General features: G+C 60.3%; 25 protein-coding genes. 21 read left to right on the top strand and 4 right to left on the bottom strand.

Annotated elements, in window-relative coordinates:
- The first annotated feature begins 38 nt into the window (after nt 1-38).
- The 14 genes from AB4N43_RS11370 (at nt 39) to AB4N43_RS11305 (ending at nt 15,652) form a co-directional block, all read left to right on the top strand.
- Entirely contained in the window at nt 39-1,661 is a 1,623-nt protein-coding gene (locus AB4N43_RS11370; protein ID WP_027924931.1) for a methyl-accepting chemotaxis protein, read from the top strand.
- A complete protein-coding gene (locus AB4N43_RS11365) occupies nt 1,661-2,197 on the top strand; it encodes a chemotaxis protein CheW (protein ID WP_460154044.1) in 537 nt (178 codons plus the stop codon). The genes AB4N43_RS11370 and AB4N43_RS11365 overlap by 1 nt, the downstream gene beginning before the upstream one ends.
- The gene (locus AB4N43_RS11360) at nt 2,194-3,456 is read left to right on the top strand and encodes a CheR family methyltransferase (RefSeq protein WP_027924933.1); all 1,263 of its coding nucleotides are present in this window, start codon (nt 2,194-2,196) and stop codon (nt 3,454-3,456) included. Before AB4N43_RS11365 ends, AB4N43_RS11360 begins: the two co-directional genes overlap by 4 nt.
- Nucleotides 3,453-4,136, top strand: coding sequence for a chemotaxis protein CheW (locus tag AB4N43_RS11355; protein WP_027924934.1), 684 nt, complete (start codon nt 3,453-3,455; stop codon nt 4,134-4,136). The genes AB4N43_RS11360 and AB4N43_RS11355 overlap by 4 nt, the downstream gene beginning before the upstream one ends.
- Nucleotides 4,133-6,403 carry a response regulator gene (locus AB4N43_RS11350; protein WP_460154042.1) on the top strand — a complete coding sequence of 757 codons (2,271 nt, stop codon included), beginning with the start codon at nt 4,133-4,135 and terminating at the stop codon, nt 6,401-6,403. Before AB4N43_RS11355 ends, AB4N43_RS11350 begins: the two co-directional genes overlap by 4 nt.
- A complete protein-coding gene (cheB, locus tag AB4N43_RS11345; RefSeq protein WP_027924936.1) occupies nt 6,400-7,410 on the top strand; it encodes a chemotaxis response regulator protein-glutamate methylesterase in 1,011 nt (336 codons plus the stop codon). Before AB4N43_RS11350 ends, cheB begins: the two co-directional genes overlap by 4 nt.
- A gap of 48 nt (nt 7,411-7,458) precedes the next feature.
- A complete protein-coding gene (locus AB4N43_RS11340) occupies nt 7,459-8,460 on the top strand; it encodes a response regulator (protein ID WP_027924937.1) in 1,002 nt (333 codons plus the stop codon).
- Between the two features lie 270 nt (nt 8,461-8,730).
- Nucleotides 8,731-9,826, top strand: a protein-coding gene (gene prfB / locus AB4N43_RS11335; RefSeq protein ID WP_155953740.1) for a peptide chain release factor 2 whose coding sequence is annotated in 2 segments (ribosomal slippage) — nt 8,731-8,802 and nt 8,804-9,826 — 1,095 coding nt in all. Because the reading frame shifts where the segments join, the coding sequence is not laid out codon by codon here.
- Between the two features lie 71 nt (nt 9,827-9,897).
- The gene (gene lysS, locus AB4N43_RS11330) at nt 9,898-11,400 is read left to right on the top strand and encodes a lysine--tRNA ligase (RefSeq protein ID WP_027924939.1); all 1,503 of its coding nucleotides are present in this window, start codon (nt 9,898-9,900) and stop codon (nt 11,398-11,400) included.
- 99 nt (nt 11,401-11,499) lie between these two features.
- Nucleotides 11,500-12,216 (top strand): TetR/AcrR family transcriptional regulator, encoded by a 717-nt coding sequence (locus AB4N43_RS11325; protein WP_027924940.1) that lies wholly within the window; start codon nt 11,500-11,502, stop codon nt 12,214-12,216.
- A gap of 175 nt (nt 12,217-12,391) precedes the next feature.
- On the top strand, nt 12,392-12,946 hold the full coding sequence (locus AB4N43_RS11320) for a hypothetical protein (RefSeq protein ID WP_027924941.1): 555 nt from the start codon (nt 12,392-12,394) through the stop codon (nt 12,944-12,946).
- 36 nt (nt 12,947-12,982) lie between these two features.
- Nucleotides 12,983-14,260 carry a flavohemoglobin expression-modulating QEGLA motif protein gene (locus AB4N43_RS11315; RefSeq protein ID WP_027924942.1) on the top strand — a complete coding sequence of 426 codons (1,278 nt, stop codon included), beginning with the start codon at nt 12,983-12,985 and terminating at the stop codon, nt 14,258-14,260.
- Nucleotides 14,261-14,411: 151 nt separating this feature from the next.
- Nucleotides 14,412-15,326, top strand: a complete 915-nt coding sequence (locus tag AB4N43_RS11310; protein WP_027924943.1) for an alpha/beta hydrolase — start codon at nt 14,412-14,414, stop codon at nt 15,324-15,326.
- A complete protein-coding gene (locus AB4N43_RS11305) occupies nt 15,323-15,652 on the top strand; it encodes a hypothetical protein (protein ID WP_027924944.1) in 330 nt (109 codons plus the stop codon). Before AB4N43_RS11310 ends, AB4N43_RS11305 begins: the two co-directional genes overlap by 4 nt.
- Before the next feature lie 192 nt (nt 15,653-15,844).
- On the opposite strand, the gene AB4N43_RS11300 is transcribed toward AB4N43_RS11305, so the two are convergent.
- From AB4N43_RS11300 to AB4N43_RS11290, 3 genes are all read right to left on the bottom strand, one after another.
- Nucleotides 15,845-16,633 carry an OmpA family protein gene (locus AB4N43_RS11300; RefSeq protein WP_059181555.1) on the bottom strand — a complete coding sequence of 263 codons (789 nt, stop codon included), beginning with the start codon at nt 16,631-16,633 and terminating at the stop codon, nt 15,845-15,847.
- Nucleotides 16,634-16,689: 56 nt separating this feature from the next.
- Nucleotides 16,690-17,091 (bottom strand): DUF4398 domain-containing protein, encoded by a 402-nt coding sequence (locus tag AB4N43_RS11295; RefSeq protein ID WP_027924946.1) that lies wholly within the window; start codon nt 17,089-17,091, stop codon nt 16,690-16,692.
- Between the two features lie 307 nt (nt 17,092-17,398).
- Complete coding sequence (locus AB4N43_RS11290; RefSeq protein ID WP_027924947.1) at nt 17,399-17,743, bottom strand: hypothetical protein; 345 nt, start codon at nt 17,741-17,743, stop codon at nt 17,399-17,401.
- Between the two features lie 214 nt (nt 17,744-17,957).
- On the opposite strand from AB4N43_RS11290, the gene ppc reads away from it, so the two are divergent.
- The 7 genes from ppc to AB4N43_RS11255 all read left to right on the top strand — a co-directional run bounded on the left by ppc (nt 17,958) and on the right by AB4N43_RS11255 (nt 25,265).
- Nucleotides 17,958-20,588 (top strand): phosphoenolpyruvate carboxylase, encoded by a 2,631-nt coding sequence (gene ppc / locus AB4N43_RS11285; protein WP_460154036.1) that lies wholly within the window; start codon nt 17,958-17,960, stop codon nt 20,586-20,588.
- A 288-nt stretch (nt 20,589-20,876) separates the two neighbouring features.
- The gene (gene adk, locus AB4N43_RS11280; protein WP_027924949.1) at nt 20,877-21,524 is read left to right on the top strand and encodes an adenylate kinase; all 648 of its coding nucleotides are present in this window, start codon (nt 20,877-20,879) and stop codon (nt 21,522-21,524) included.
- 87 nt (nt 21,525-21,611) lie between these two features.
- Complete coding sequence (gene tsaB, locus AB4N43_RS11275; RefSeq protein ID WP_460154034.1) at nt 21,612-22,286, top strand: tRNA (adenosine(37)-N6)-threonylcarbamoyltransferase complex dimerization subunit type 1 TsaB; 675 nt, start codon at nt 21,612-21,614, stop codon at nt 22,284-22,286.
- 259 nt (nt 22,287-22,545) lie between these two features.
- The gene (locus tag AB4N43_RS11270) at nt 22,546-22,851 is read left to right on the top strand and encodes a hypothetical protein (RefSeq protein WP_027924951.1); all 306 of its coding nucleotides are present in this window, start codon (nt 22,546-22,548) and stop codon (nt 22,849-22,851) included.
- Nucleotides 22,851-23,711: a DUF72 domain-containing protein gene (locus tag AB4N43_RS11265; RefSeq protein WP_027924952.1), complete on the top strand. Its 861-nt coding sequence runs from the start codon at nt 22,851-22,853 to the stop codon at nt 23,709-23,711. The genes AB4N43_RS11270 and AB4N43_RS11265 overlap by 1 nt, the downstream gene beginning before the upstream one ends.
- 34 nt (nt 23,712-23,745) lie before the next feature.
- Complete coding sequence (locus AB4N43_RS11260; protein WP_460154031.1) at nt 23,746-24,567, top strand: isocitrate lyase/PEP mutase family protein; 822 nt, start codon at nt 23,746-23,748, stop codon at nt 24,565-24,567.
- 2 nt (nt 24,568-24,569) lie between these two features.
- Nucleotides 24,570-25,265 carry an extensin-like domain-containing protein gene (locus AB4N43_RS11255; RefSeq protein ID WP_194939937.1) on the top strand — a complete coding sequence of 232 codons (696 nt, stop codon included), beginning with the start codon at nt 24,570-24,572 and terminating at the stop codon, nt 25,263-25,265.
- A gap of 18 nt (nt 25,266-25,283) precedes the next feature.
- Here AB4N43_RS11255 and AB4N43_RS11250 read toward each other — a convergent pair whose 3' ends face one another.
- Nucleotides 25,284-25,904 carry a hypothetical protein gene (locus AB4N43_RS11250; protein ID WP_027924955.1) on the bottom strand — a complete coding sequence of 207 codons (621 nt, stop codon included), beginning with the start codon at nt 25,902-25,904 and terminating at the stop codon, nt 25,284-25,286.
- Between the last annotated feature and the right edge of the window lie 45 nt (nt 25,905-25,949).

The following is a 25,949-nucleotide window of genomic DNA, read 5'->3' as shown; positions in this document are numbered from 1 at the left end:
ATACTCCGCAGCACTTGAACGACCCCCGAGGACTGACTGTGAAGAACTGGACGTTGCGCCAACGCATCTTGGCGAGTTTTGCGGTGATCATCGCCATCATGCTGTTGATGGTGGTCGTCTCGTATTCGCGGCTGTTGAAGATCGAAGCCAGTGAACAAAGCGTTCGCGATGACGCGTTGCCGGGGGTGTATTTCAGCTCGATGATTCGCAGCGCCTGGGTCGACAGTTTCCTTCGGACCCAGGAAATGCTCGGCCTCAAGGAAGGTCAGGGCATCAGTGCCGAGGACGCCGCCGATTTCCAGGCGTTCGAGGCGCGACTGGTGGAGCAGATCAATAACTACCGTGCCACCGTCACAACGGAAGAGGACAAGGTCGAAATCGCGGCCTTCGAAAAACTGCATGAGGATTTTCAGAAGATCCTGATGAAGGTGCTCGACCTGCATAAGAACAATCAGGAAGCCGACGCCATCAAGCTGTTCAACGAACAGCTGACCCCAGCGTGGACCGCCGGCCGGATGAAACTCAATGACATCATCCGCGAAAACAAAACCGTGGCCGATAACGACATAGCCGCCATCGACGATGCCGTGCTTGAGGCAAAAATCAGCATGGGAATTTCCCTGCTGGTGGCGGTATTGGCTGCCGGTTTCTGCGGTTTGTTGCTGATGCGCGCGATCATGGCGCCGATGAACCGGATCGTGGAAATCCTCGAAATCATGCGCACCGGTGACCTCAGCGGTCGTTTGAACCTGGAGCGCAAGGACGAATTCGGCGCGGTGGAAACCGGCTTCAACGACATGATGACCGAGCTGACGTCGCTGGTGTCTCAGGCCCAGCGCTCATCGGTACAAGTCACCACCTCGGTCACCGAGATCGCCGCCACGTCCAAGCAGCAACAAGCCACCGCCACCGAAACCGCCGCCACCACCACGGAAATCGGCGCGACCTCCCGTGAAATCGCAGCGACCTCCCGTGATCTGGTGCGCACCATGACCGAAGTGTCCACCGCGGCCGACCAGGCCTCGGTGCTTGCCGGTTCCGGGCAGCAAGGGCTGGCGCGCATGGAAGACACCATGCACTCGGTGATGGGCGCGGCCGATCTGGTCAACGCCAAACTGGCGATCCTCAACGAGAAGGCCGGCAACATTAATCAGGTGGTGGTGACCATCGTCAAAGTTGCCGACCAGACCAACCTGTTGTCGCTGAACGCCGCCATCGAGGCCGAGAAGGCCGGTGAATACGGGCGCGGTTTTGCCGTGGTAGCCACTGAAGTGCGGCGTCTGGCGGACCAGACTGCCGTGGCCACTTACGACATCGAGCAAATGGTGCGCGAGATCCAGTCGGCGGTATCGGCCGGGGTCATGGGCATGGATAAATTCTCCGAAGAAGTGCGCCGTGGCATGTCCGAAGTGCAGCAGGTCGGCGAGCAGCTGTCGCAGATCATCCACCAGGTTCAGGCGCTGGCGCCGCGGGTGTTGATGGTCAACGAAGGCATGCAGGCCCAGGCCACCGGCGCCGAACAGATCAACCACGCGCTGGTGCAGTTGGGTGATGCCAGCAGCCAGACTGTCGAGTCGTTGCGCCAGGCCAGTTTTGCCATCGACGAACTGAGCCAGGTGGCCGTCGGCCTGCGCAGCGGCGTTTCGCGATTCAAAGTCTGATGAGCGAACTCGCGGCTAAACGCGGCGCCGGAGTGCCGGTCAAGCAATCGTTGTACCTGGTGTTTCGCATCGGCAGCGAGCGCTTTGCCTTGCAGGCCATCGAAGTGGCGGAAGTGCTGCCGCGGCTGCCGTTGAAACCGATTGCCCAGGCACCGCATTGGGTCGCCGGGGTGTTTGCCTATCGTGGCGCGGTGGTGCCGGTGATCGACCTCAGTGCGCTGACCTTCGGGCAACCGGCGCAGGCCCGCACCAGCACGCGGCTGGTGCTGGTCAATTACCGCCCACATGAATCAACCCCGACGCAATGGCTGGGGCTGATTCTGGAGCAGGCGACTGACACGCTGCGTTGCAACCCGGCGGACTTCAAGCCCTATGGCCTGGAAAATCGCCAGGCGCCTTACCTCGGGCCGGTACGCGAAGATGCGCAAGGTTTGCTGCAATGGGTGCGGGTTGCCGATTTACTCGATGATCAAGTTCGCGCGCTGTTGTTCCCGTCGCCGCCTCTCGATCCGGCGCTGCTTGAGGAGCGGCCATGAGCAGCGATCAACGATTTTTCGATTTCCTCAAGGAGCGTATCGGCCTCGACGTGACGTCGGTCGGCCCGGCGATCATTGAGCGCGCAGTGCGTCAGCGCAGCATTGCCTCCCGTGCGCTGACGGCTGACGAGTATTGGCACACGCTGCAAGGGTCGCAGGATGAACAGCAGGCGCTGATCGAAGCGGTGATCGTGCCCGAGACCTGGTTTTTTCGTTACCCGGAATCGTTCGCGACGCTGGCGAAACTGGCCAGCAAACGCCTGGCCGAGATCAACAACATGCGCGCGCTGCGGATTCTCAGCCTGCCGTGCTCAACCGGCGAAGAACCCTATTCCATCGCCATGGCCTTGCTCGATGCCGGACTAAAGCCCCATCAGTTCAAGGTGGAAGGTATGGACGTCAGCCCGCTATCGGTGGAAAAAGCCCGGCGTGCGTTGTACGGCAAAAACTCGTTTCGCGGTCAGGACATTGCCTTTCGTGACCGGCATTTCAGCGCCGAACGCGACGTCTATCGCCTCAGTGATCGCGTGCTTGAGCAGGTGCGCTTGCAGGTCGGCAACCTGCTCGATCCGGCGTTGCTGGCCAGCGAGCCGCCGTATGACTTTGTTTTCTGCCGCAACTTGCTGATCTATTTCGACCAGCCGACTCAGCAGCAGGTATTCGAGGTGCTCAAGCGCCTGACCCATGTCGACGGCGTGCTGTTTATCGGCCCGGCCGAGGGCGGTTTGCTCGGGCGTTTTGGCATGCGTTCGATTGGCATTGCGCAGTCGTTTGCGTTCAGCCGTCAGCGTGTGCCGGAGCCAGAACCGTTTCCCCTGTTCGTGCCGGCCCCGTTGCCGGTGCGACAATCGGCGCGCAGCGTGCCTCCGCCACCGGTGCGCAATCGACCGTTCGCCACCCTCACGCCGCCCCCGGTCACGGCGAAAGCCTCGGACGCCACCGCGTTGCTCGCGAACATCGCCGTGCTGGCCAACGAAGGCAAAAGTGTTGAAGCGCGCATCGCGTGCGAACAGTATTTACGCAGTCACGAACCGGTCGCCCAGGTGTTTTACTGGCTGGGACTGCTCAGCGATGTCAGTGGCAACGCCCTCGAAGCCCAAGGTTTTTATCGCAAGGCGTTGTACCTTGAACCGCAACATCCCGACGCGTTGATGCACCTGGCAGCCTTGCTGCAATCCCAGGGCGATGCGGCGGGTGCCAGACGATTGCAGGACCGCGCCGCCCGCAGCGGGCGCGCCGACAGTGAGCGTAAACGATGAGCGCCTCCGACACCTTGAACGTCACCCATGAAGATGCCCAAGCCATTGACGATTGCTGGAACCGCATCGGTATTCACGGTGACAAGTCCTGCCCGCTGTTGGCCGAACACATTCACTGCCGCAACTGCGCGGTGTACTCCGCCGCCGCCACGCGTTTGCTTGATCGCTATGCGTTGCAGCAGGACGACCGCGTGCAACACTCGGCGACGGTCGAATCGGACATAAAAACCCGATCGCTGCTGATGTTTCGACTCGGCGAAGAATGGCTGGCGCTGGCCACTCGCAGCCTTATGGAAGTGGCGCCGTTGCAAGCCATTCATTCCTTGCCGCATCAGCGTTCCCGGGCCTTGCTCGGCGTGGCGAATGTGCGCGGCGCATTGGTCGCGTGCCTGTCGCTGGTGGAATTGCTCGGGCTCGACGCCACCCACAACGTGGCTTCCAGCGCGAGGGTCATGCCGCGCATGTTGATCATCGCCGCCCATGGCGGGCCGGTGGTAGTGCCGGTGGACGAGGTCGACGGGATTCATGCCATCGACGAGCGCATTCTCGAGACTGTCTCACAATCCGGCACTCAGGCGAGCGGCAAGTACACCCGCGGCGTGTTGCCCTTCAAAGGTCGTAGCTTGCGTTGGCTGGATGAAGAACAATTGCTGTCTGCTGTGACCCGGAGCCTCGCATGACCCCCGAGCAAATGCGCGACGCCTCGTTGCTGGAGCTGTTCAGCCTGGAAGCCGAAGCCCAGACCCAGGTCCTGAGCGCAGGCCTGCTGGCATTGGAGCGCAATCCGACCCAGGCCGATCAACTCGAATCCTGCATGCGCGCGGCGCATTCGCTCAAGGGTGCGGCGCGGATCGTTGGTGTCGACGCCGGGGTCAACGTTGCCCATGTGATGGAAGACTGTCTGGTCAGTGCTCAGGAAGGGCGCCTGTACCTGAGTCCCGAGCACATTGATGCGTTGTTGCAAGGCACCGACCTGCTGATGCGCATCGCCACACCCAACAACAGCGTGACGCCATCGGATATCGAAACGTATGTGGGGTTGATGACGCAGTTACTCGATCCGCTGGCGCCCGCCGCGCCGCTGATCGACGGGCGTCAATCCGAACAACCACGCGTCGAGCTGCCGGTGCCGGTGGTTGAGCCGCCGCCTGCCGCGCCAGTTGATGCTCCCCAAAAGACCAAGCGCACCACCGAAAACGGTGAGCGCGTGCTGCGCGTGACGGCCGAACGCTTGAACAGCCTGCTCGACCTGTCGAGCAAATCCCTGGTGGAAACCCAGCGCCTCAAGCCGCACCTGGCGACTATGCAGCGCCTCAAGCGCATGCAGAAAAACGGTCTGCGGGCCCTGGAAAACCTCAACGTCCATCTCAAGGATCACGCCTTGAGTCTGGAAGCCCAGGAAGCACTCGCAGATGCACGGCGGTTGCTGGCGGAATCCCAGCAACTGCTGAACGAGAAAAACGCCGAGCTGGATGAATTTGCCTGGCAGGCCAGTCAACGCGCACAGGTGTTGTACGACACGGCGCTGGCCTGTCGCATGCGCCCATTTGCCGATGTGTTGACCGGGCAGGTACGCATGGTTCGCGATTTGGGCCGGGACCTGGGCAAACAGGTTCGTCTGGAGATCGAGGGCGAGAAAACCCAGGTCGACCGCGACGTCCTGGAAAAACTCGAAGCGCCACTGACGCACTTGCTGCGCAATGCTGTGGATCACGGCATCGAGTCCCCGGAACAGCGGCTGCTGGCCGGTAAATCGGCGGAAGGTGTGATTCGTCTGCGCGCCTCCCATCAAGCCGGACTGCTGGTGTTGGAATTGAGTGATGACGGCCATGGTGTTGATCTGGAAAAGGTCCGTCGCACGGTCATCGAGCGGCAGTTATCCCCAGCGCAAACCGCCGCTCAACTCAGTGAAGAAGAGCTGCTGACGTTTTTATTCTTGCCCGGTTTCAGTCTGCGCGACACGGTGACCGAAGTGTCCGGGCGCGGCGTGGGACTGGATGCGGTGCAGCACATGGTCCGCCAGTTGCGCGGTGCGGTGGTGCTGGAGCAGACGGCGGGCGAGGGCAGCCGTTTCCACCTCGAAGTGCCGCTGACGTTGTCGGTGGTCCGCAGCCTGGTGGTGGAGGTCGGAGGCGAGGCTTATGCGTTTCCGCTGGCCCACATCGAACGCATGTGCGACCTCGAGCCGGAAGACATTGTGCAGGTCGAAGGCCGGCAGCACTTCTGGCACGAAGGGCGGCATGTCGGGTTGGTGGCGGCCAGTCAACTGTTGCAGCGCCCGATCAACCCGAACAGTCAGCAAACCCTCAAGGTCGTGGTCATCCGCGAGCGCGAAGCGATTTACGGCGTAGCGGTCGAGCGTTTTATCGGCGAGAGGACGTTAGTGGTATTGCCGCTGGACGAGCGACTGGGCAAGGTGCAGGACATCTCCGCCGGGGCGTTGCTCGACGACGGTTCGGTGGTGCTGATCGTCGACGTCGAAGACATGCTGCGCTCGGTGGATAAGTTGCTCGATACCGGGCGCCTGGAACGCATTGCCCGCCACAGCAATCAAGCGGTCGAGGCGGCGCGCAAGCGGATTCTGGTGGTCGACGACTCACTGACGGTTCGCGAGTTGCAACGCAAACTGCTGCTCAATCGCGGCTACGAGGTGGCGGTGGCCGTTGATGGTATGGATGGCTGGAACGCCCTGCGTTCGGAGGATTTCGATCTGCTGATCACCGACATTGATATGCCGCGCATGGATGGCATCGAATTGGTGTCATTGTTGCGCCGCGACAACCGCCTGAAATCGCTGCCGGTGATGGTGGTGTCGTACAAGGATCGTGAAGAGGATCGCCGTCGTGGACTGGACGCCGGGGCCGACTATTATCTAGCCAAAGCCAGTTTTCATGACGATGCCCTGCTTGATGCGGTGGCTGAGCTCATCGGTGGAGCACGGGCATGAAAATCGCAATCGTCAATGACATGCCCATGGCGGTGGAGGCCTTGCGCCGCGCCCTGGCGTTTGAGCCGGCGCACCAGGTCATCTGGGTCGCCAGTGATGGCAAGGAAGCGGTGCAAAAGTGTGCCGAGCAGACACCGGACCTGATCCTGATGGATTTGATCATGCCGGTGATGGACGGGGTCGAGGCCACCCGGCGGATCATGGCCGAAACGCCGTGTGCCATTGTGATCGTTACCGTCGATCGCCAGCAGAACGTACACCGGGTGTTCGAGGCCATGGGCCATGGCGCCCTGGACGTGGTCGATACCCCGGCGCTCGGCGCCGGTAATGCCCAGGAAGCGGCGGCGCCGTTGTTGCGCAAGATCATGAACATTGGCTGGTTGATCGGCGAGCGGGGTAACCGCGAGCGAACTGTGCCGAGCCCGTTGCGCAGTGCTGGGTCGCGCCAGCGCCTGATTGCCATCGGCTCATCCGCCGGCGGACCGGCCGCGCTGGAAATTCTGCTCAAGGGCTTGCCGCGAGATTTTTCGGCGGCCATCGTGCTGGTACAGCATGTCGATCAGGTGTTCGCCGCCGGCATGGCTGAATGGCTCGGTAGCGCCAGTGGCTTGAATGTGCGCCTGGCGGTCGAGGGCGAAGCGCCTCAGGCCGGAACCGTGTTGCTGGCCGGCACCAACCACCATATTCGATTGTTGAAAAACGGCACGCTGGCCTACACCGCCGAACCGGTCAACGAAATCTACCGGCCCTCGATCGATGTGTTTTTCGAGAGTGTGGCCAATTACTGGAGCGGAGACGCCGTAGGGATTTTGTTGACGGGTATGGGACGTGATGGCGCACAGGGGCTTAAACTCATGCGCCAACAAGGTTACCTGACCATCGCTCAGGACCAGAAAAGCAGTGCGGTATACGGAATGCCCAAAGCGGCCGCGGCCATCGACGCCGCCATGGAGATTCGCCCACTGGACAAGATAGCGCCACGATTGCTGGAGATATTCGCCAAATGACCGCCATTAGCAGCAATCCTGGCCCAAGAAGTACTCAGGTGACCGCACATGAATGACTTACAGCTCGACGGCTTCAAAACCGACGAAAACGCCGCCATGGTGTTGTTGGTGGACGATCAGGCAATGATCGGCGAAGCGGTGCGTCGCGGGTTGTCGAACGAAGACAATATTGACTTCCACTTCTGCGCAGACCCGCATCAGGCCATCGCGCAGGCGATCCGCATCAAGCCGACGGTGATTCTTCAGGATCTGGTGATGCCGGGTCTGGACGGCTTGAGCCTGGTGCGCGAGTACCGTAATCATCCGGCGACCAAGGACATTCCGATCATTGTCCTGTCGACCAAGGAAGACCCGCTGGTCAAGAGCGCGGCGTTTGCCGCCGGGGCCAATGATTATCTGGTCAAGCTGCCGGACAACATCGAGCTGGTGGCACGAATCCGCTATCACTCGCGCTCCTACATGACGCTGTTGCAGCGTGACGCGGCGTACCGTGCGTTGCGGGTCAGCCAGCAGCAACTGCTCGACACCAATCTGGTGCTGCAGCGGCTGATGAATTCCGATGGCCTGACCGGGCTGTCGAACCGCCGGCATTTCGATGAGTACCTGGAGCTGGAGTGGCGCCGTTCGCTGCGTGACCAGAGCCAACTGTCGCTGCTGATGATCGATGTGGATTACTTCAAGTCCTACAACGACAGCTTCGGGCATCTGGAAGGCGACGAAGCCTTGCGCAAGGTCGCGGCGGCGATCCGCGACGCCAGCGCTCGTCCGTCTGACCTGCCGGCCCGTTACGGTGGCGAGGAGTTTGCGTTGGTACTGCCCAACACCACGCCAGGCGGTGCACGCCTGGTGGCGGAAAAACTCCGCCAAACTGTGGCTGCACTGAAGATTCCGCACCTTTCGCCGACCGAAGGCTCCAGCCTGACCATCAGCATTGGCCTGTCCACCATGGTCCCGCAACCGGGCAGCGATTGTCGGCAATTGATCTCGGCGGCGGACAAGGGGCTGTACCTGGCGAAGAACAATGGGCGCAATCAGGTCGGAATCGAGTGAGGTAATGCACGACCTGTAGCCGCTGTCGAGCCTACTAGGCTGCGTCCGGCGGCGAAGCCGCCGTAAAACCGTACAGCGCGGTCCTCCAGACAAACCGTGTGCGCAGGATTGGCGAGGACTTCGTCCTCGGACGCGGCCTCGCGGGGCTCGACCGCTGCTACAGGAATGTTTGAGTCATTCGCGCCTAAAGCCGCCAGGCGGGCTGCCGTGGAGGCCTGTTTACGTTATACTCGCCGGCTTTCAAAAGTTCGCCAACGAGTGCTGCCCGCCATGGAAATCAACCCGATCCTTAACAGTATCAAGGACCTGTCCGAGCGCTCCGAAACTATTCGGGGGTATCTTTGACTACGATCAAAAGCATGAGCGTCTGACTGAAGTCAATCGCGAGCTTGAAGATCCGTCTGTCTGGAACAACCCGACGTACGCTCAGGAACTGGGCCGCGAGCGGTCCCTGCTGGCGCAGATCGTCGAAACCCTCGACGAAATGCACTCCGGCCTGGCCGACGCCAAAGACCTGCTGCTGATGTCCGCCGAAGAAGAAGACCAGGCCGCCGTCGATGACGTCGCCGCCGAAGTCGAGCGCCTGCGCGAGTCGCTGGAAAAACTCGAATTCCGTCGCATGTTCAGCGGTGAAATGGATGCCAACAACGCCTACCTGGACATCCAGGCCGGCTCCGGTGGCACCGAGGCCCAGGACTGGGCCAACATCCTGCTGCGCATGTACCTGCGCTGGGCTGACAAACGCGGTTTCGACGCGACCATCATGGAACTGTCCGCCGGTGAAGTCGCCGGGATCAAGGGCGCGACCGTGCACATCAAGGGCGAATACGCCTTTGGCTGGTTGCGGACCGAGATCGGCGTGCACCGTCTGGTGCGCAAGAGCCCGTTCGACTCCGGCAACCGCCGCCACACCTCGTTCTCGGCCGTGTTCGTGTCGCCGGAAATCGATGACAACATCGAAATCGACATCAACCCGTCGGACCTGCGCATCGACACCTACCGCTCCTCCGGTGCCGGTGGTCAGCACGTAAACACCACCGACTCGGCCGTACGTATTACTCACGTACCGACCAACACCGTGGTCAGCTGCCAGAACGAACGCTCCCAGCACGCCAACAAAGACACCGCGATGAAAATGTTGCGGGCGCGCTTGTACGAGCAGGAAGTGCAGAAACGCAACGCCGCGTCCCAGGCCCTGGAAGACACCAAGTCCGACATCGGCTGGGGTCACCAGATCCGCTCGTATGTACTCGATGCGTCGCGAATCAAGGATTTGCGCACTAACATCGAACGCAGCGACTGCGACAAGGTGCTCGACGGCGACATCGACGAATACCTGGTGGCCAGCCTGAAACAAGGCCTGTAAACCGCCAGTCAAGACCTCAAGTCCCCTGCCACCGGTGGGGGCAACGAACCTGTGATGGAATTTTTAAAGACATGAGCGACCTAGAACTCGACCCGCAAGCCCTGCAACAGGAAGAAAACTCCCTGATCGCCCTGCGCAAGGAAAAGCTTGCTGCCGAGCGCGCCAAGGGCAATGCCTTCCCGAACGACTTCCGCCGCGACAACTACTGCAATGACTTGCAGAAACAGTACGCGGACAAGACCAAGGAAGAGCTGGCAGAGGCTGCAATCCCGGTCAAGGTTGCCGGTCGCATCATGCTCAACCGTGGCTCGTTCATGGTGATCCAGGACATGACCGGTCGCATCCAGGTCTACGTCAACCGTAAAACCCTGTCCGAAGACACCCTGGCCGCGGTGAAAACCTGGGACATGGGCGACATCATTGCTGCCGAAGGCACCCTGGCCCGTTCGGGCAAGGGCGACCTGTACGTCGAAATGACCAGCGTGCGCCTGCTGACCAAGTCGCTGCGCCCGCTGCCGGACAAGCACCACGGCCTGACCGACACCGAACAGCGCTACCGTCAGCGTTACGTTGACCTGATCGTCAACGAAGAAGTGCGCCAGACCTTCCGCGTTCGTTCGCAAGTCATCGCGCACATCCGCAGCTTCCTGATGCAGCGTGACTTCCTCGAGGTCGAAACGCCGATGCTGCAAACCATCCCGGGTGGCGCAGCAGCCAAGCCGTTCGAGACTCACCACAACGCGCTGGACATGGAAATGTTCCTGCGTATCGCGCCTGAGTTGTACCTCAAGCGCCTCGTTGTCGGCGGTTTCGAGAAAGTGTTCGAGATCAACCGCAACTTCCGTAACGAGGGCGTTTCGACTCGTCACAACCCTGAATTCACCATGTTGGAGTTCTACCAGGCGTACGCCGACTACGAAGACAACATGGACCTGACCGAAGAACTGTTCCGCGAACTGGCGCAGCTGGTTCTGGGCAGCACCGACGTGCCTTACGGCGACAAGGTGTTCCACTTCGGCGAACCGTTCGTACGTCTGTCGGTGTTCGATTCGATCCTCAAGTACAACCCTGAGCTGACCGCTGACGATCTGAATGACATCGACAAGGCGCGTGCCATCGCCAAGAAGGCCGGCGCCAAGGTGCTGGGCTTCGAAGGTCTGGGCAAGCTGCAAGTGATGATTTTCGAAGAGCTGGTCGAGCACAAGCTGGAACAGCCGCACTTCATTACCCAGTACCCGTTCGAAGTGTCGCCACTGGCCCGTCGCAACGATGACAACCCGAACGTCACCGACCGTTTCGAACTGTTCATCGGCGGCCGTGAAATCGCCAACGCCTACTCCGAGTTGAACGACGCGGAAGACCAGGCCGAGCGCTTCATGGCGCAGGTCGCCGACAAGGACGCGGGCGACGACGAAGCCATGCACTACGACGCCGACTTCGTTCGCGCGCTGGAGTACGGCATGCCGCCAACGGCGGGTGAAGGTATCGGTATCGACCGTCTGGTGATGCTGCTGACCAACTCCCCGTCGATCCGTGACGTGATCCTGTTCCCGCACATGCGGCCGCAAGCGTAAGTGTTTCAATTAAAAAGCCGCCTTTTCAGGCGGCTTTTTATTGCCTGTCTGGTACAAACGTATCAATTTATTGCTTTCATCTGAGAGGAAAGACCTGTCGTGAATCGTGCAATGGCTCAAGAAGGTGCAGCGGGTATCGCCACTGCGGTCGCTGAAAGTGTTCAGTACCAGGGCCGCAAGGCCAGCCGACAGGGCAGCGAGCAGCGTCGACAGGACATTCTCGATGCGGCGATGCGCATTGTCGTGCGCGATGGCGTGCGGGCCGTGCGCCACCGCGCAGTGGCGGCCGAGGCCGGTGTGCCGTTGTCGGCCACCACCTACTATTTCAAGGACATCGATGACTTGCTCACCGATACCTTTGCCCAATACGTGGAGCGCAGCGCGGCGTTCATGGCCAAGTTGTGGGTGAACAATGAGGGCTTGCTGCGCGAGATGGTGATCAGCGGCGACGGCAGCCCCGAGGCGCGCTCCCAGCTGGCGGACGACATTGCACGGTTGATGACGGACTATGTTCACCGGCAATTGATCAACCGTCGCGAACACTTGATGGCTGAACAGGCGTTCCGTCAGGAGGCCTTGTTGAACCCGCGCCTGGCGGAATTGGTGCGCTCGCATCAGCAGATTCTCCTCCAGGGCACCTGCCAGCTTTTCGAGGTGTTGGGTTCGCGTGAGCCACGAGAGGATGCCAAAGTGTTGACGGCGATTATCGGACGGATGGAATATCAGGGCCTGCTCAACGACGCCGAGCCTGTGGGTGAAGAAGAAATGCTCGGTATCCTCAATCGCTACATGCACTTGGTACTCGCGTCGGTGTGAGTTGAGCACGGTCCCCGTAGCCGCTGGCGAAGGCTGCGTTCGGCGACGAAGTCGTCGTAAAACCTGCCACCGTGTTCCTTCAGGTTGATTCGGGATTCAGAGTTTACGACTGCTTCGCAGCCGAACGCAGCCTTCGGCAGCTGCTACAGGACTGCGTGTGCATAGGGAGTGTTGAATGAAAGCCTGGCGCGTCATTGTGATCGCCTTGTCGTTCCTGCTGCTCAGTGGCTGTCTGGTGACCTTCAAGGAACCGCTGCCCGCGAGCGACCCCGCGCCCAAAGGTTTGCTCGGCAAATGGACCAGCACTAACGCCTGGGGCGAGCCGATGAACCTGGAACTGACGCGCATCGGTGACCATCGTTATCAGGCGGTCAGCTACTTCAAGGCCAAACCCGGCGAACGCGAAGCCTATCCCTTCACCGTCTCGCGCCATGGCAGCCGCTGGTACCTGTCGGCGAAAGTGCCAGCCAAATACGGCGGCCATTTCACCATTGCCGGTTTCGAACTCACGGACAAACATGAATTGGTGGTCTACAACCTCGACCTCGAGCAGATCAACCAGGCACTCGGACAAAAAGTCTTGAGCGGCGAAGGTTTTCAGACCGACGACGGCGACGGCGTATTGGTCGACAACGCACTGGATCAGGTCTTCAGTTACCTCGACGATCCGGCCAATTCCGATGTCTTCGTCGAAGCGGTGCGCTATCAACGCCTGGCCAACAGCAAATAGACTCAGCACATAACGGTTTTTCTACAGGAGTTTCGGGTGGACGATTACCAGCAGACGATACGCATTTTGTCCGATCGCATTGTGCTGGCGCAGACGCCGATTCGCGTCCTCGATGCGGTCAAGTGGGACGACAGCATCCGCAAGGGATTCCTCAAGGCCAAGGGCAAGGAAATGCCGGCGGTGGACCGCGATTACTACCTCAATCGGCCACTGACGTTCGACTCCAGCAAAGTGAAACTGGAGTTCCAGAACATCGAGCGCGACATTACCCGCCAGCTCGGCCAGTTCAACCCGGTCGGCCAGATCATGCGCCGCATGTGCAAGGAATACCGGATGGTGGTGCGCATGCTGGAAGCGCGCGGCACCGAGGATTTTGGCCTGATTTCCCAGGAACTGTACGGTGCTGCGTCCGACGCGTTCCACGCCGGTGACCCGACTCTGGCCGATCTGGGGCTGATGCTTTCCGATTACCTGAACAACATCGACGGCCGTGGCGATCTCAAGGATGAGCCAAAAATCCTTACGGCCAAGGAAGCCGTGCACCTGCTGCAAACCCGCTTGAACAAGGTCTTTGGCGAAGCCGAGGAAACCATTCGGGTGTTCGAGTCCGACGGGATCGTCGCCGATGCGGCGGCCGGTGCGGACTACATCAAGATCCGCGCCGATGCGATGTTCAACGACCGTGACGTGCGCGCCCTGGAAGTCCACGAAGGGCTGGTGCATGTCGGCACCACGCTCAACGGGTTGAACCAGCCGATCTGCACCTTCCTGTCCAAGGGCCCGCCGTCGTCGACGGTGACCCAGGAAGGTTTGGCGATCCTGATGGAAATCATCACCTTCGCGTCCTACCCGAGTCGCCTGCGCAAACTCACCAACCGTACCCGCGCCATTCACATGGTGGAGGAGGGCGCGGACTTCCTGCAGATCTACGAGTTCTTCCGCGAGCAAGGCTTCGAAATGGCGGAAAGCTACGGCAACGCCAGCCGGGTATTCCGTGGTTCGGTGCCCGACGGTCTGCCATTTACCAAAGACTTGTCCTACCTCAAGGGCTTCATCATGGTTTACAACTACATTCAGTTGGCCGTGCGTAAAGGCAAGCTTGAGCAGATCCCGCTGCTGTTTTGCGGCAAGACCACGCTGGAAGACATGCGCACGCTGCGCCAGTTGGTTGATGAAGGGTTGGTGGTGCCGCCGAAGTATTTGCCGGATCAGTTCCGCGACCTGAACGCGCTGTCGGCGTGGATGTGCTTCTCCAACTTCCTTAACCATTTGAGCCTGGACCGGATTGAAGCGGATTACTCCAACATCCTCTAACGATCCCGAATACCCCTGTAGGCGTGAGCCTGCTCGCGATTGCGTTTCAACATTCAACATTGATGTTGGCTGACACACCGCTATCGCGAGCAGGCTCACTCCTACAAGGGGATGTGTATTTTCAATTCTGAATTTTGCGAGGTTTCAACGGATGAGATTCCTCGGCATGGTTTGCCTGCTTCTGACCTTGAGCGGTTGCAGCTCCCTGCTGTTCTACCCCGAGCCCGGCCAGTTGTTCACCCCGGAAAAAGCTCATCTCGAATACCGCGAAGTCACCCTCGTCACTGCCGACGGTCTCAAGCTCAACGCCTGGTGGTTGCCGGCCAAAAAGGGTGTCGACGTCAAAGGCACGGTGCTGCACCTGCATGGCAATGGCGGCAACTTGCCGATGCATCTGGGTGGGAGCTGGTGGCTGCCCAAGGCAGGTTATCAAGTGCTGCTGATCGACTATCGCGGCTACGGTTTATCCGAAGGGAAACCGAGCCTGCCGGCGATCTATCAGGACATCGACGCCGCGTTCAAATGGCTCGACCAGGCCCCCGAAGTCAAAGGCAAACCGCTGATCCTGCTTGGCCAAAGCCTCGGCGGCTCGATGGCCGTGCACTACCTGGTTCAACACCCCGAACGTGAGAAACAGCTCACGGCCCTGGTCCTCGACGGAGCACCGGCCAGCTATCGCAGCGTCGGCCAATTTGCCTTGAGCACTTCATGGCTGACCTGGCCGTTCCAGGTGCCGTTGTCCTGGCTGGTGCCGGACGATGAAAGCGCGATCTACTCGATGCCGCAGCTCAAAAGCGTGCCGAAACTGCTCTATCACAGCATCGACGATCCAATCGTGCCCCTTTCCAACGGCATCCGTCTGTATCAAGCTGCGCCGCCGCCGCGTGTGCTGCAACTGACCCGAGGCGGTCATGTGCAGACGTTCGCCGACCCGGTCTGGCGAAAAGTCATGCTGCGTTATCTCGACGACCCGCAGCATTTCAACGGCCTGCGCCGCCTGGGTGAAATCCCCAATTACCCGGCACCCCCGAATTCAGAAGATGAACCACCAGAGAGCCCGCAATGAGTGAAGAACGTAACGCCATCCCGCTGATCATCACCGGTATCTGCAGCATCCTCGGCACCGTGGGTGCCTTGTGGTACTACGGTTACCTGCATTTCGCCAAGCCTGAGGACGCGTTGCTGCTCAACGAATTCACCATGCTCAAGACCATGCCGGGCGAGGACTACAAAGTCTCCCTGGAGCCTGCCGCGCAAGTGGCGCAGTGCATTGATGGCGTGCTGGTGCTGTTTGATACCGAGCAAAAAGGCCTGACCGGTGTGCTGGTCGACAGCAAGAAAAAGGCGGTGCGTTGCATGGGGCAGGAAACCCCGCAGAAGCTGGAGCAGTAACCCCATTTTGCGAGCACCAAATTTCCTCTGTGGGAGCGAGCCTGCTCGCGAAGGCGGCGAGTCTGCAAAAACATATTTTGAATGTTGAATGGCTTTCGCGAGCAGGCTCACTCCTACAGGATTTGTTTTTTGCTCCATGAAAAAGCCCCGACTGAGCCATCAGCCGGGGCTTTTTGTTTAAGCAGATGTTACTTAGTTCGAGCTAACCGCCGAACGCGGAATCACCGGCTGGTTATCATTGGAAATGGTCACCTCCACCCGACGGTTCATCGCCCGGCCCGACACGCTATTGTTTTCAGCAACCGGGTATTCCTTGCCATACCCCTGAGCCACGATGCGCGCCGGATCAACGCCCATTTTCACCAGTGCCGTGCGCACCGAATCGGCCCGACGCTCCGACAGCGACTGGTTGTGGCCCTCGGTGCCGGTGCTGTCGGTGTAACCCTCGACGATCACTTTGCGATCCGGGTTTTCCGAGAGGAACTGCGACAGTTTGTTGATGTTCGCCAGACCGCTGGGCTTCAGGTCTGCGTGGTCGGTGGCAAACAACACATCACCAAACGTCACCAAGGTGCCGCGGTCGGTTTGCTTGGCGTTAAGGCTGGCCTGCAACTGCTTGATCTGCGTGTCACGCGCATCCAGACGCGCCTGGGCACGTTGGGCCGAAGCGTTTTTCAAGTTGGCTTCAGCGGTGCGCAGGGCGATGGTCTGCTTGGCCACTTCAACGCGCTGATTGGTCAGGTAAGCCAGTTGATCGACCTTGGCCGCGTCTTGCTTGTCGCGGTACGCCTGATCGGCTTTGTCCAGGTAATCACTGGCGTCTTTGGTTTCCAGTGCCGCAACTTTGCTCGCTTGCGGGTTGGCTTGCAGGCCGCTGTAGTTGGTGCGCGCCTGTTCCAGGTTCGCGTTAGGCGGGGTGGAGCAGGCAGCCAGGGCAACACTGGCGGCGAGGAGAGCGGGGATCATCAATTGTGTACGCATAATCATTCGTCCTTTTTAATCGGTAAGAGCTTCAGGTCCGGGGTCTGGATGCGCGCTTACTGCACGGTGCGCTGACTTTCCTGACGCAGTTCCTGAACACCTTGCTGAGAGTCCTTCAGTGTCTGTTGAGCTTTCATCGCCTGAGCCTTGCGTTCGGCCACACGAGCGTCCCACTCGGCTTGCTCGGCGAGCATCCGCGCCTCGTCATACTTTTTGTCGTGCATGGCGATTTCGGCTTGTTTGAATTTGTCTTGAGCGGACTTCATCTCCACAGCCGCAAACTCGGTGCCGCCGGCACTGACCGCGTCATTGACGGCGGATTGGGTGACCGCGTATTGCTCGGTCGGCGGGTTACCGGCGCAACCGGCCAGAATGAAACTGCTGCCAATTGCCAGGGCAGCCAGTTTCAGGCCACGCAAGTGGGTGGATGAGGTGGTTTTCATAGTCTTCAACTCCATTGGAATTACTCCTGTAAAACTTGAATATCCATCCTGGTATGGAGCCGTAACCGACTGACGTGATGTGCAAAATGAGACGACCGTACCAGGCGTGGTTACTGGTTACGACCAAAGGCATTTTTTAAAAGTTCAGAGAAATTCACCGTGCCTGCGAAAAAGCACGAAAGGCTCTATATCGGGAACTTTGGCGGCGAGAGGCGGTATTCCGGGGCTTTTTATCGCTCAGGAATTCACGTTTTTTGATGGGTATTACTTCCCTGTAGGAGCCCCCTTGCCACAGGGCTCCCACAGTTTTACATCAGCAGGATCAGTGTTTCTGCTTGTCACTACCGACCGACAAATCATGCAAATGCCGCCGCGACAATGCGAGAAAACGCGGTGTAGGACCGACGTCTTCGTACAGCGGATCACCTTCTTCATCAGTCGCCACAACGGTCGAGCCCTTCACATACGGAAAGCTTTTTTCCAGCTCTTCCAGGGCGGCGCCAATCAGCTCGCCGAGCAGTTCTTCAGGTTGGCGTTTGGGGTACATCTCGGTAATGGCCGCCAGCCGTGCGGCGGCTTCCACGTCCAGGTGAATCGTGTAGCCCGTCTCGGTCAGGCGACCCTTGGCGTTTTCTTCCCAATGCTGGGCAAGCTCGCGAATTTTCATAGTGACCTCAATGCGTTCCTGCTCGTGGCAGGCCGTTTCAGTGTCCGGCAGTGGCCGGCGAAAGCCGTTGTGCGGCTTCCTCTTCAGACTAGCTTCTGCGCGCCGGGTTTAAAGTCCCTTCGTCGTTTGCTTGTAAGAACGGCTTTACGGCGGCACTCTTGGGGTCAAAGCATGATGTTCATGGCCGCCCGGATTTTTTGCTGGAGAACTGCTGATGACCGATATTGATGCACGCTTGCGCGAAGACGTTCACCTGTTGGGTGAGTTGTTGGGCAACACCATTCGTGAACAGTACGGGGACGGTTTTCTCGACAAGATCGAGCAGATCCGCAAGGGTGCCAAGGCCGACCGCCGCGGTTCCATGAATGCCGAACTGAGCGCCAGCCTCAACCAATTGAGCGAAGACGAGTTGCTGCCGGTGGCGCGGGCGTTCAACCAGTTTCTCAACCTGGCCAACATCGCCGAGCAATATCAGCTGATTCACCGCCGCGAAGCGTCGCAGCCCGCGCCTTTTGAGGCCCGCGTGTTGCCGGAACTGCTCGCTCGCCTGCGCGCCGAGGGCCACAGCGCTGACGCTTTGGCCCGGCAATTGGGGCGACTGGAAATCGAACTGGTACTGACCGCGCACCCGACCGAAGTGGCGCGCCGCACGCTGATCCAGAAGTACGACGCGATTGCCGCGCAACTGGCCGCGCAAGACCACCGCGACCTGACCCCGGCCGAGCGCGAGCAGATCCAGGCGAAATTGCAGCGCCTGATCGCTGAAGCCTGGCACACCGAAGAAATCCGCCGCACCCGCCCGACACCTGTTGATGAAGCCAAATGGGGCTTCGCGGTGATCGAACATTCGCTGTGGCAGGCGATCCCCAATTACCTGCGCAAGGCCGATAAAGCCCTGTTTGACGCCACCGGCCTGCACTTGCCGCTGGAGGCCGCGCCGATTCGTTTCGCCTCGTGGATGGGCGGCGACCGCGACGGCAACCCCAACGTGACCGCTGCCGTGACCCGTGAAGTGTTGCTGCTGGCGCGCTGGATGGCCGCCGATTTGTACGTGCGCGACGTCGATCACCTGGCGGCGGAACTGTCGATGCAGCAGGCCAGCGAAGCCTTGAAAGCCAAGGCCGGAGACAGTGCCGAACCGTATCGCGCGGTGCTCAAACAGTTGCGTGAACGTCTGCGTGCCACGCGCAATTGGGCGCACGCCTCTTTGACGACGACCACCCCGGCACCGGCCGATGTGCTGCAAAACAACCGTGACCTGCTCGATCCGCTGGAGCTCTGCTATCAGTCGCTGCATGAGTGCGGCATGGGCGTGATCGCCGACGGTCCGCTGCTCGATTGCCTGCGTCGGGCAGTGACGTTCGGCCTGTTCCTGGTGCGCCTCGATGTGCGTCAGGACGCCTCGCGGCATACCGCCGCCCTGACCGAAATCACCGATTATCTGGGCCTCGGACGTTACGAAGACTGGAGCGAGGAGGAGCGCATCGCCTTCCTGATGCGCGAGCAGAACAACCGTCGACCGTTGCTGCCGGCGTATTTCAAACCCTCTGCCGATACCGCCGAAGTGCTGGCGACCTGCCGGGAAATCGCCGCCGCCCCCGGCGCTTCACTGGGTTCGTATGTGATCTCCATGGCCGGTGCCGCCTCCGACGTGCTCGCGGTGCAACTGCTGCTCAAAGAGGCGGGCGTACTGCGGCCGATGCGCGTGGTGCCGCTGTTCGAAACCCTGGCGGACCTCGACAACGCTGGCCCTGTGATTGAAAAGCTATTGCTGCTGCCGGGCTATCGTTCGCGCTTGCAAGGCCCGCAGGAAGTGATGATCGGCTACTCCGACTCGGCCAAGGATGCGGGGACGACAGCGGCGGCCTGGGCGCAATATCGGGCACAGGAACGCTTGGTCGACATCTGCCGCGAGCAGCAAGTGGAACTGCTGTTGTTCCACGGTCGCGGCGGCACCGTGGGGCGTGGCGGTGGTCCGGCGCACGCGGCGATTCTGTCGCAGCCGCCGGGTTCGGTCGCCGGGCGTTTCCGTACCACCGAGCAAGGGGAAATGATTCGTTTCAAATTCGGCCTGCCGGACATCGCTGAGCAAAACCTTAATCTGTACCTGGCCGCAGTGCTGGAAGCGACCCTGCTGCCACCGCCGCCACCAGAGCCTGCGTGGCGCCATTTGATGGACGAATTGGCCGCCGATGGGGTCAAGGCGTACCGCGCCGTGGTGCGTGAGAACCCGCAATTCGTCGAGTATTTCCGCCAGTCGACGCCGGAACAGGAATTGGGCCGCTTGCCGCTGGGCAGTCGCCCGGCCAAACGCCGCGCCGGCGGAATCGAAAGTCTGCGCGCGATTCCGTGGATCTTCGGCTGGACTCAAACGCGCCTGATGTTGCCGGCCTGGCTCGGCTGGGAAGCCGCGTTGAGCAAGGCGCTTGAGCGCGGTGAAGGCGAGTTGTTGGGGCAGATGCGCGAGCAATGGCCGTTCTTCCGCACCCGCATCGACATGCTGGAAATGGTCCTGGCCAAAGCGGATGCAGATATCGCCCAATCCTACGATGAGCGTCTGGTCGAGCCGGATTTGCTTCCTTTAGGTGTGCACTTACGCGACCTATTGTCGCAGGCGTGTGCCGTGGTGCTTGGGTTGACTGGTCAGTCGCAGCTACTGGCACATAGCCCAGACACCCTCGAATTCATCCGGTTGCGCAACACCTACCTCGACCCGCTTCATCTATTGCAGGCGGAGTTGCTGGCCCGTTCGCGACAACAGGATGTGGCCCAAGGCAGCCCGGTAGAACAGGCGTTGCTGGTGTCTGTGGCGGGGATTGCCGCCGGTTTGCGAAATACCGGCTAAGGTTTTTGCCGTGGGGCGAGGCACTCGGCGCAGGCGGCGGGTGCCTGTGGGCGAGGGCCGGAAAAGGTCGGTCAGGCGACAGTTAATGATGGGGTTGCGACTTGGGGCACTCCATCAAAAGGTCACGTCAGGCAGCGGTTTCTCCGACTTTCGGCGGCTTGTGTGGTCCGGGCCTGCTGTGTATCTTGATCAGCCTTTGGCCGTTTGGGCGGCCACGACCCTATTTTTGAGATTGGCCCCACGAGGCGAATCTGACGTTATCCATATAAAAAATTGAGGAGCACATCGATGCGCGTCATTCTGCTGGGAGCTCCCGGGGCCGGTAAAGGTACTCAGGCTAAGTTCATCACCGAGAAATTCGGCATTCCGCAAATCTCCACTGGCGACATGTTGCGTGCAGCCGTCAAGGCCGGCACCGAGCTGGGCCTGATCGCCAAGAGCGTCATGGACAGCGGCGGTCTGGTCTCCGATGACCTGATCATCAACCTGGTCAAGGAACGCATCAGCCAGGCCGATTGCGCCAACGGTTTCCTGTTCGACGGTTTCCCGCGCACCATTCCTCAGGCTGAAGCCCTGGTGAAGGCCGGTGTCGAACTGGACCACGTGCTGGAAATCGACGTCAAAGACGAAGACATCGTTCAGCGTATCGCCGGCCGTCGTGTTCACGAGGCCAGCGGCCGCGTGTACCACATCGTCTACAACCCGCCGAAAATTGCCGGTAAAGACGACATCACCGGCGACGAGCTGGTACAGCGCAAAGACGACACCGAAGAAACCGTGCGTCATCGCCTGTCGGTCTATCACGCCCAGACCGAACCTCTGGTGAAGTTTTACCAGGAGCTGTCCGCCGCTCAAGGCAAACCGAAGTACAGCCACGTTGAAGGTGTTGGCTCGGTTGAAGCGATCACCGGTAAAGTGCTTGAAGCACTGAGCTAAAAAAACGCTTCATCTTCTACGGCCCGCTTGCGGGCCGTAGTTGTTTATACTGGCGCACTTTTTCTGACCTCTCTTACGGAAACATCGATGAGCACCTTGCTGGCCCTGGACACCGCGACTGAAGCTTGCTCCGTTGCCTTGCTGCATGACGGCAAAGTCACGAGCCATTACGAGGTGATCCCGCGCCTCCATGCGCAGAAGCTGTTGCCGATGATCCAGCAATTGCTTGCCGATGCCGGGACCACGCTGCAATCAGTCGATGCCATCGCGTTTGGCCGTGGCCCGGGCGCGTTTACCGGTGTGCGGATTGCCATTGGCGTAGTCCAGGGCTTGGCATTTGCGCTGGATCGCCCGGTGTTGCCGGTGTCGAACCTGGCCGTGCTGGCGCAACGCGCGTACCGTGAACACGGTGTGAGCCAGGTGGCGTCCGCCATCGATGCGCGGATGGATGAAGTGTATTGGGGCTGCTACCGCGAAACGGCGGGGGAGATGCGCCTGGTGGGCAATGAAGCCGTGTTGCCGCCGGAAGTGGCGGCGTTGCCGACGGATGCCAGTGGCGAATGGTTTGGCGCGGGCACGGGTTGGGGGTATGCCGAGCGCATTGCCGTGAACCTGACCGGGCAGGACGCGGGCATGTTGCCGCATGCCGAAGACCTGCTGACCCTGGCGCGTTTTGCCTGGGAGCGGGGTGAGGCGATTGTGGCGGATGAGGCTCAGCCGGTTTATCTGCGCGATAAAGTGGCGACGCCTAAGGCGCGTTGATTTCTCGGTATCGAGTAGGTCCAATCGCGGGCAAGCCACGCTCCCAGAGTTTTGAGCCAGCTGCAGACGTTGTGAACCACCCAAATCCTGTGGGAGCGTGGCTTGCCCGCGATGGCGATCTACCCAGCGCAGCCAATCGTCGATTTATACCCCCAGCTTTTAAACCTTTTCCCGATTCTGTGTTCTAGTTATCACCAAGCGGTTTGCGAAGCGTTCAATGCGCCACTAAACTGCCATCATTGATACCGGACATGTACTCATGCGTATAGACGGCGTTTCCTCTCAGTCCTACCCCATCAAGCGCAAGCCTCGCAAAGGCCCTGTGGCGGAAGACGATTACGTCGATATCGACGGTGAGCTGGAAATTCCCTCCGAAGAGCAAATGGCTGCCCGTGCCGCCAAAGCCTCGGCGCAACGCCTGAGCAATCTGCCGGCGCGCCAGCAAGACATGATCTACCACCGCGCCATGAGCAAAAGCGTCGCCACGGCACTCGCCAGCTACCTGAGCACGGCCACTTTTGTCGATTGGGATACGGATGTGCTGGGTCTTGACCTGTACATCTGATGCGACTGCCTTACTACCTCGGCTGCCCGTCCTGGAGTGAAAACGCCTGGCGCGATTATCTCTATCCGCCAGACGCGAAATCCTCCGAATTTCTAAATCTCTATACCCAAGTATTCAACGCCGTAGAAGGCAACACGACTTTCTACGCGAGCCCGGCTGCGTCCACTGTCGAGCGCTGGGCCGAGGCCATGCCCGAACACTTTCGTTTCACCGCCAAGTTTCCTGGCGATATCAGCCATGGCGGTGACCTGCGCGAGCAACTGACCGCCGCCGAAACCTTTGTGCAATTGCTCCGCCCCTTGGGTGAGCGGGTTTCGCCGTTGTGGCTGCAATTGTCGAAAAGTTTCACGCCGCAGCGATTGCCCGAACTGGCCGCGTTCATTGATGCGCTGGATCACCCGCTGGCCATCGAAGTGCGCCACGATGCGTTTTTTGCCAAGGGTGATGCCGAGCGCATGCTCAATCGCCTGCTGCTGGATCGCGGTGTCGAACGGATCTGCCTTGATCCGCGTGCGCTGTTCAGCTGCACGTCGACCGATCCCTCGGTGCTCCACGCCCAATCGAAAAAGCCCAAAGTGCCGCCACGCCCGGCGGCGTTCACCCAGTTCCCGCAGGTGCGTTTCATCGGCCATCCTCAGCTGGAAGCCAACGATCCGTTCCTGCAGCCGTGGGTCGAAAAAATCGCCACATGGATCGAAGAGGGGCGCACGCCTTACATCTTCCTGCACACCGCCGACAACCTGCTGGCCGCCAGGCTGGCGCAACGTTTTCACGCACAACTGATGCTGCGTTTGCCTGGCCTGCCGCCGCTGCCTGAGCTATACAGAGAACCCGCAGCAGAACAACTTGGCTTGCTCTGAGGCGGATTCGTCCCCCTTTTCAGGAGTCTGCCCAATGGATGCGCAAACCCTTCGAGCCCAGGCGTTCAAAGCGCTGCACGAACGCGACGCGGCTTTTGTCATTCCCAACCCGTGGGACGCCGGCTCGGCGAAGATGCTAGCCAGCCTCGGTTTCGAGGCGCTGGCAACCACCAGTGCCGGCTACGCTTTTTCCAATGCGCGCCCGGATGGCGCATTGACTCTCGACGATACGCTGGCGAATGTCCGGGCGATTGTCGCGGCCACTGATCTGCCGGTGGCGGTGGACCTGGAAAACGGTTTTGCCGACGACCCCGTCCAGTGCGCCCAGAGTATTTTGCGCGCAGCTGAGGCCGGTGCGGTTGGCGGCTCTATCGAAGATGCCACGGGCCGTGAAGCGGCGCCGATCTACTGCTTCGAACATGCCGTGGCGCGGATTGAAGCGGCGGTGGCGGCAGCGCGCAGTTTGCCGTTCCCCTTCATGCTGACCGCGCGCGCCGAGAATTTTCTGCACGGCAATCCTGATCTTGCCGACACCCTTCGCCGCTTGCAGGCGTTCGCCGAGGCCGGTGCCGACGTGCTCTATGCGCCGGGGCTGCGCAGTGCCGAAGAGGTATTGGCGGTGGTCCGTGCCGTGGCGCCCAAACCGGTCAATGTGTTGATGTCCGGCGGGCTCAAGTTGACGGTCGAGCAGTTGAGCGAAATGGGCGTCAAGCGCATCAGCGTCGGATCGGCCCTCGCGTTGGCGGCGTATGGCGAATTTTTCCGGGCGGCTGAAGAGATCAAGACTTCCGGCACGTTCGGGTTTACCTCGCGCTCCATGCCGTACGCGAAGGCTAATCTACTGTTCAAAGGCTGACGATGCGGTTGAGGGGATGGCTGTTGTTGATGCTGGTGCTCATTGGCGCGTCAGGCTTGAGTGTCTGGCGCGGTTGGGTCTCCCTGCCGCCACCGTGGAACCCTTGGGCGCCACTGGACGTAAACGCCGAACCGAATCTGCTGACCCGCTACAAGTTGATGCGCTTGAGCGATGACCCACAGTTGTGCGATCAGGCCCTGAGCAATTCCGGATTGCGCGTGACTCGCCAAGCCGACAGTCCCGACGCCACATGCCCGCTGATCAACACGTTGCGTGTGCAGGGTGGCGAAGTGGCCCTGAGCAGCAGCTTCCTTGCCAGTTGCCGCCTCGCGGTGTCGTTCGCGCTGTTCGACCGGCATGTCCTGCAACCCGCGGCGCAGGCGGTTTACGGGCTGGCGGTGACGCGAGTCGAGCATCTGGGCAGTTTTGCCTGTCGCAATGTGTATAACCGCGACAAGGGCAGGCTCAGTCAGCACGCGTCGGCCAATGCCCTGGACATTGCCGGTTTCCGCCTCGCGGATGGGCGAACTGTCAGCGTGCTCAAGGATTGGCCAAAAGATAATCAGGACGCGCGTTTTCTGCGTCAGGTCCGCGACGGTGCGTGCGACCTGTTCAGTGTGGTGTTGAGCCCGGATTACAACGCCGCCCATCACAATCATTTTCATGTGGATGCCGGGCCGTGGTGGGTGTGTCGCTGATGGCCTGTTATTGAAGGATCAGGCGGCGATGCGCAGGTTTTGCAGAACGATCGGGCGAGCCCAGCCATTATCGAAGTCGAGTTGTTTCTGTTGTTCCACCAGCTCTTCGGGGGAGAACGGTGGGAACGGTTTGTCCAGCAGGTCCATCTCGAATTCGGCGATCGGCAGGTGCAGCGGACGCGGTTGTGGCGCCGGGCCGGCTTCCGGCACGGGTTGACCGGCGGTGAGCACGATAGGGCGAACCCAGCCGCTTTCGAAGTCCTGTTGTTTTTGCTGAGCGACGATTTCTTCCGGCGGGAACGGTGGCGCCGGTTTGTCGGCCAGGTCCATTTCGAACTCGGCAATCGGCAAAAACAGTGGCTCCGGTGGGCGGACCACGGTATCCGTCACATTGCATTCGCGCTGGGAGACGATGTGTGCCAGCAGATCGCTGCCGACGGTGGGCTCGACCGGGCTGTCGAGATCGACCGGTGGAAACTTGAGCGACTCGGGAACCCCATCACCTGGCTGATCGGCCAGCGCCCGGGCAAAAAAATCTTGCCACAGGTGACTGACACCGCCCAACGCCTGGGTGTTTCGCAGGTTGTAATCGCCGTAGGGCGAGATAAAACCTGTGATTGTGGGTTGAAAGTCTGACATTTCTCTCGGTCGACGCTCAGCTCTGGCAAAATGCCCGTTAGTTTT

The organism is Pseudomonas sp. S2_B07, assembly GCF_054668435.1.
This window is presented reverse-complemented; position numbering and strand designations above follow the sequence as displayed.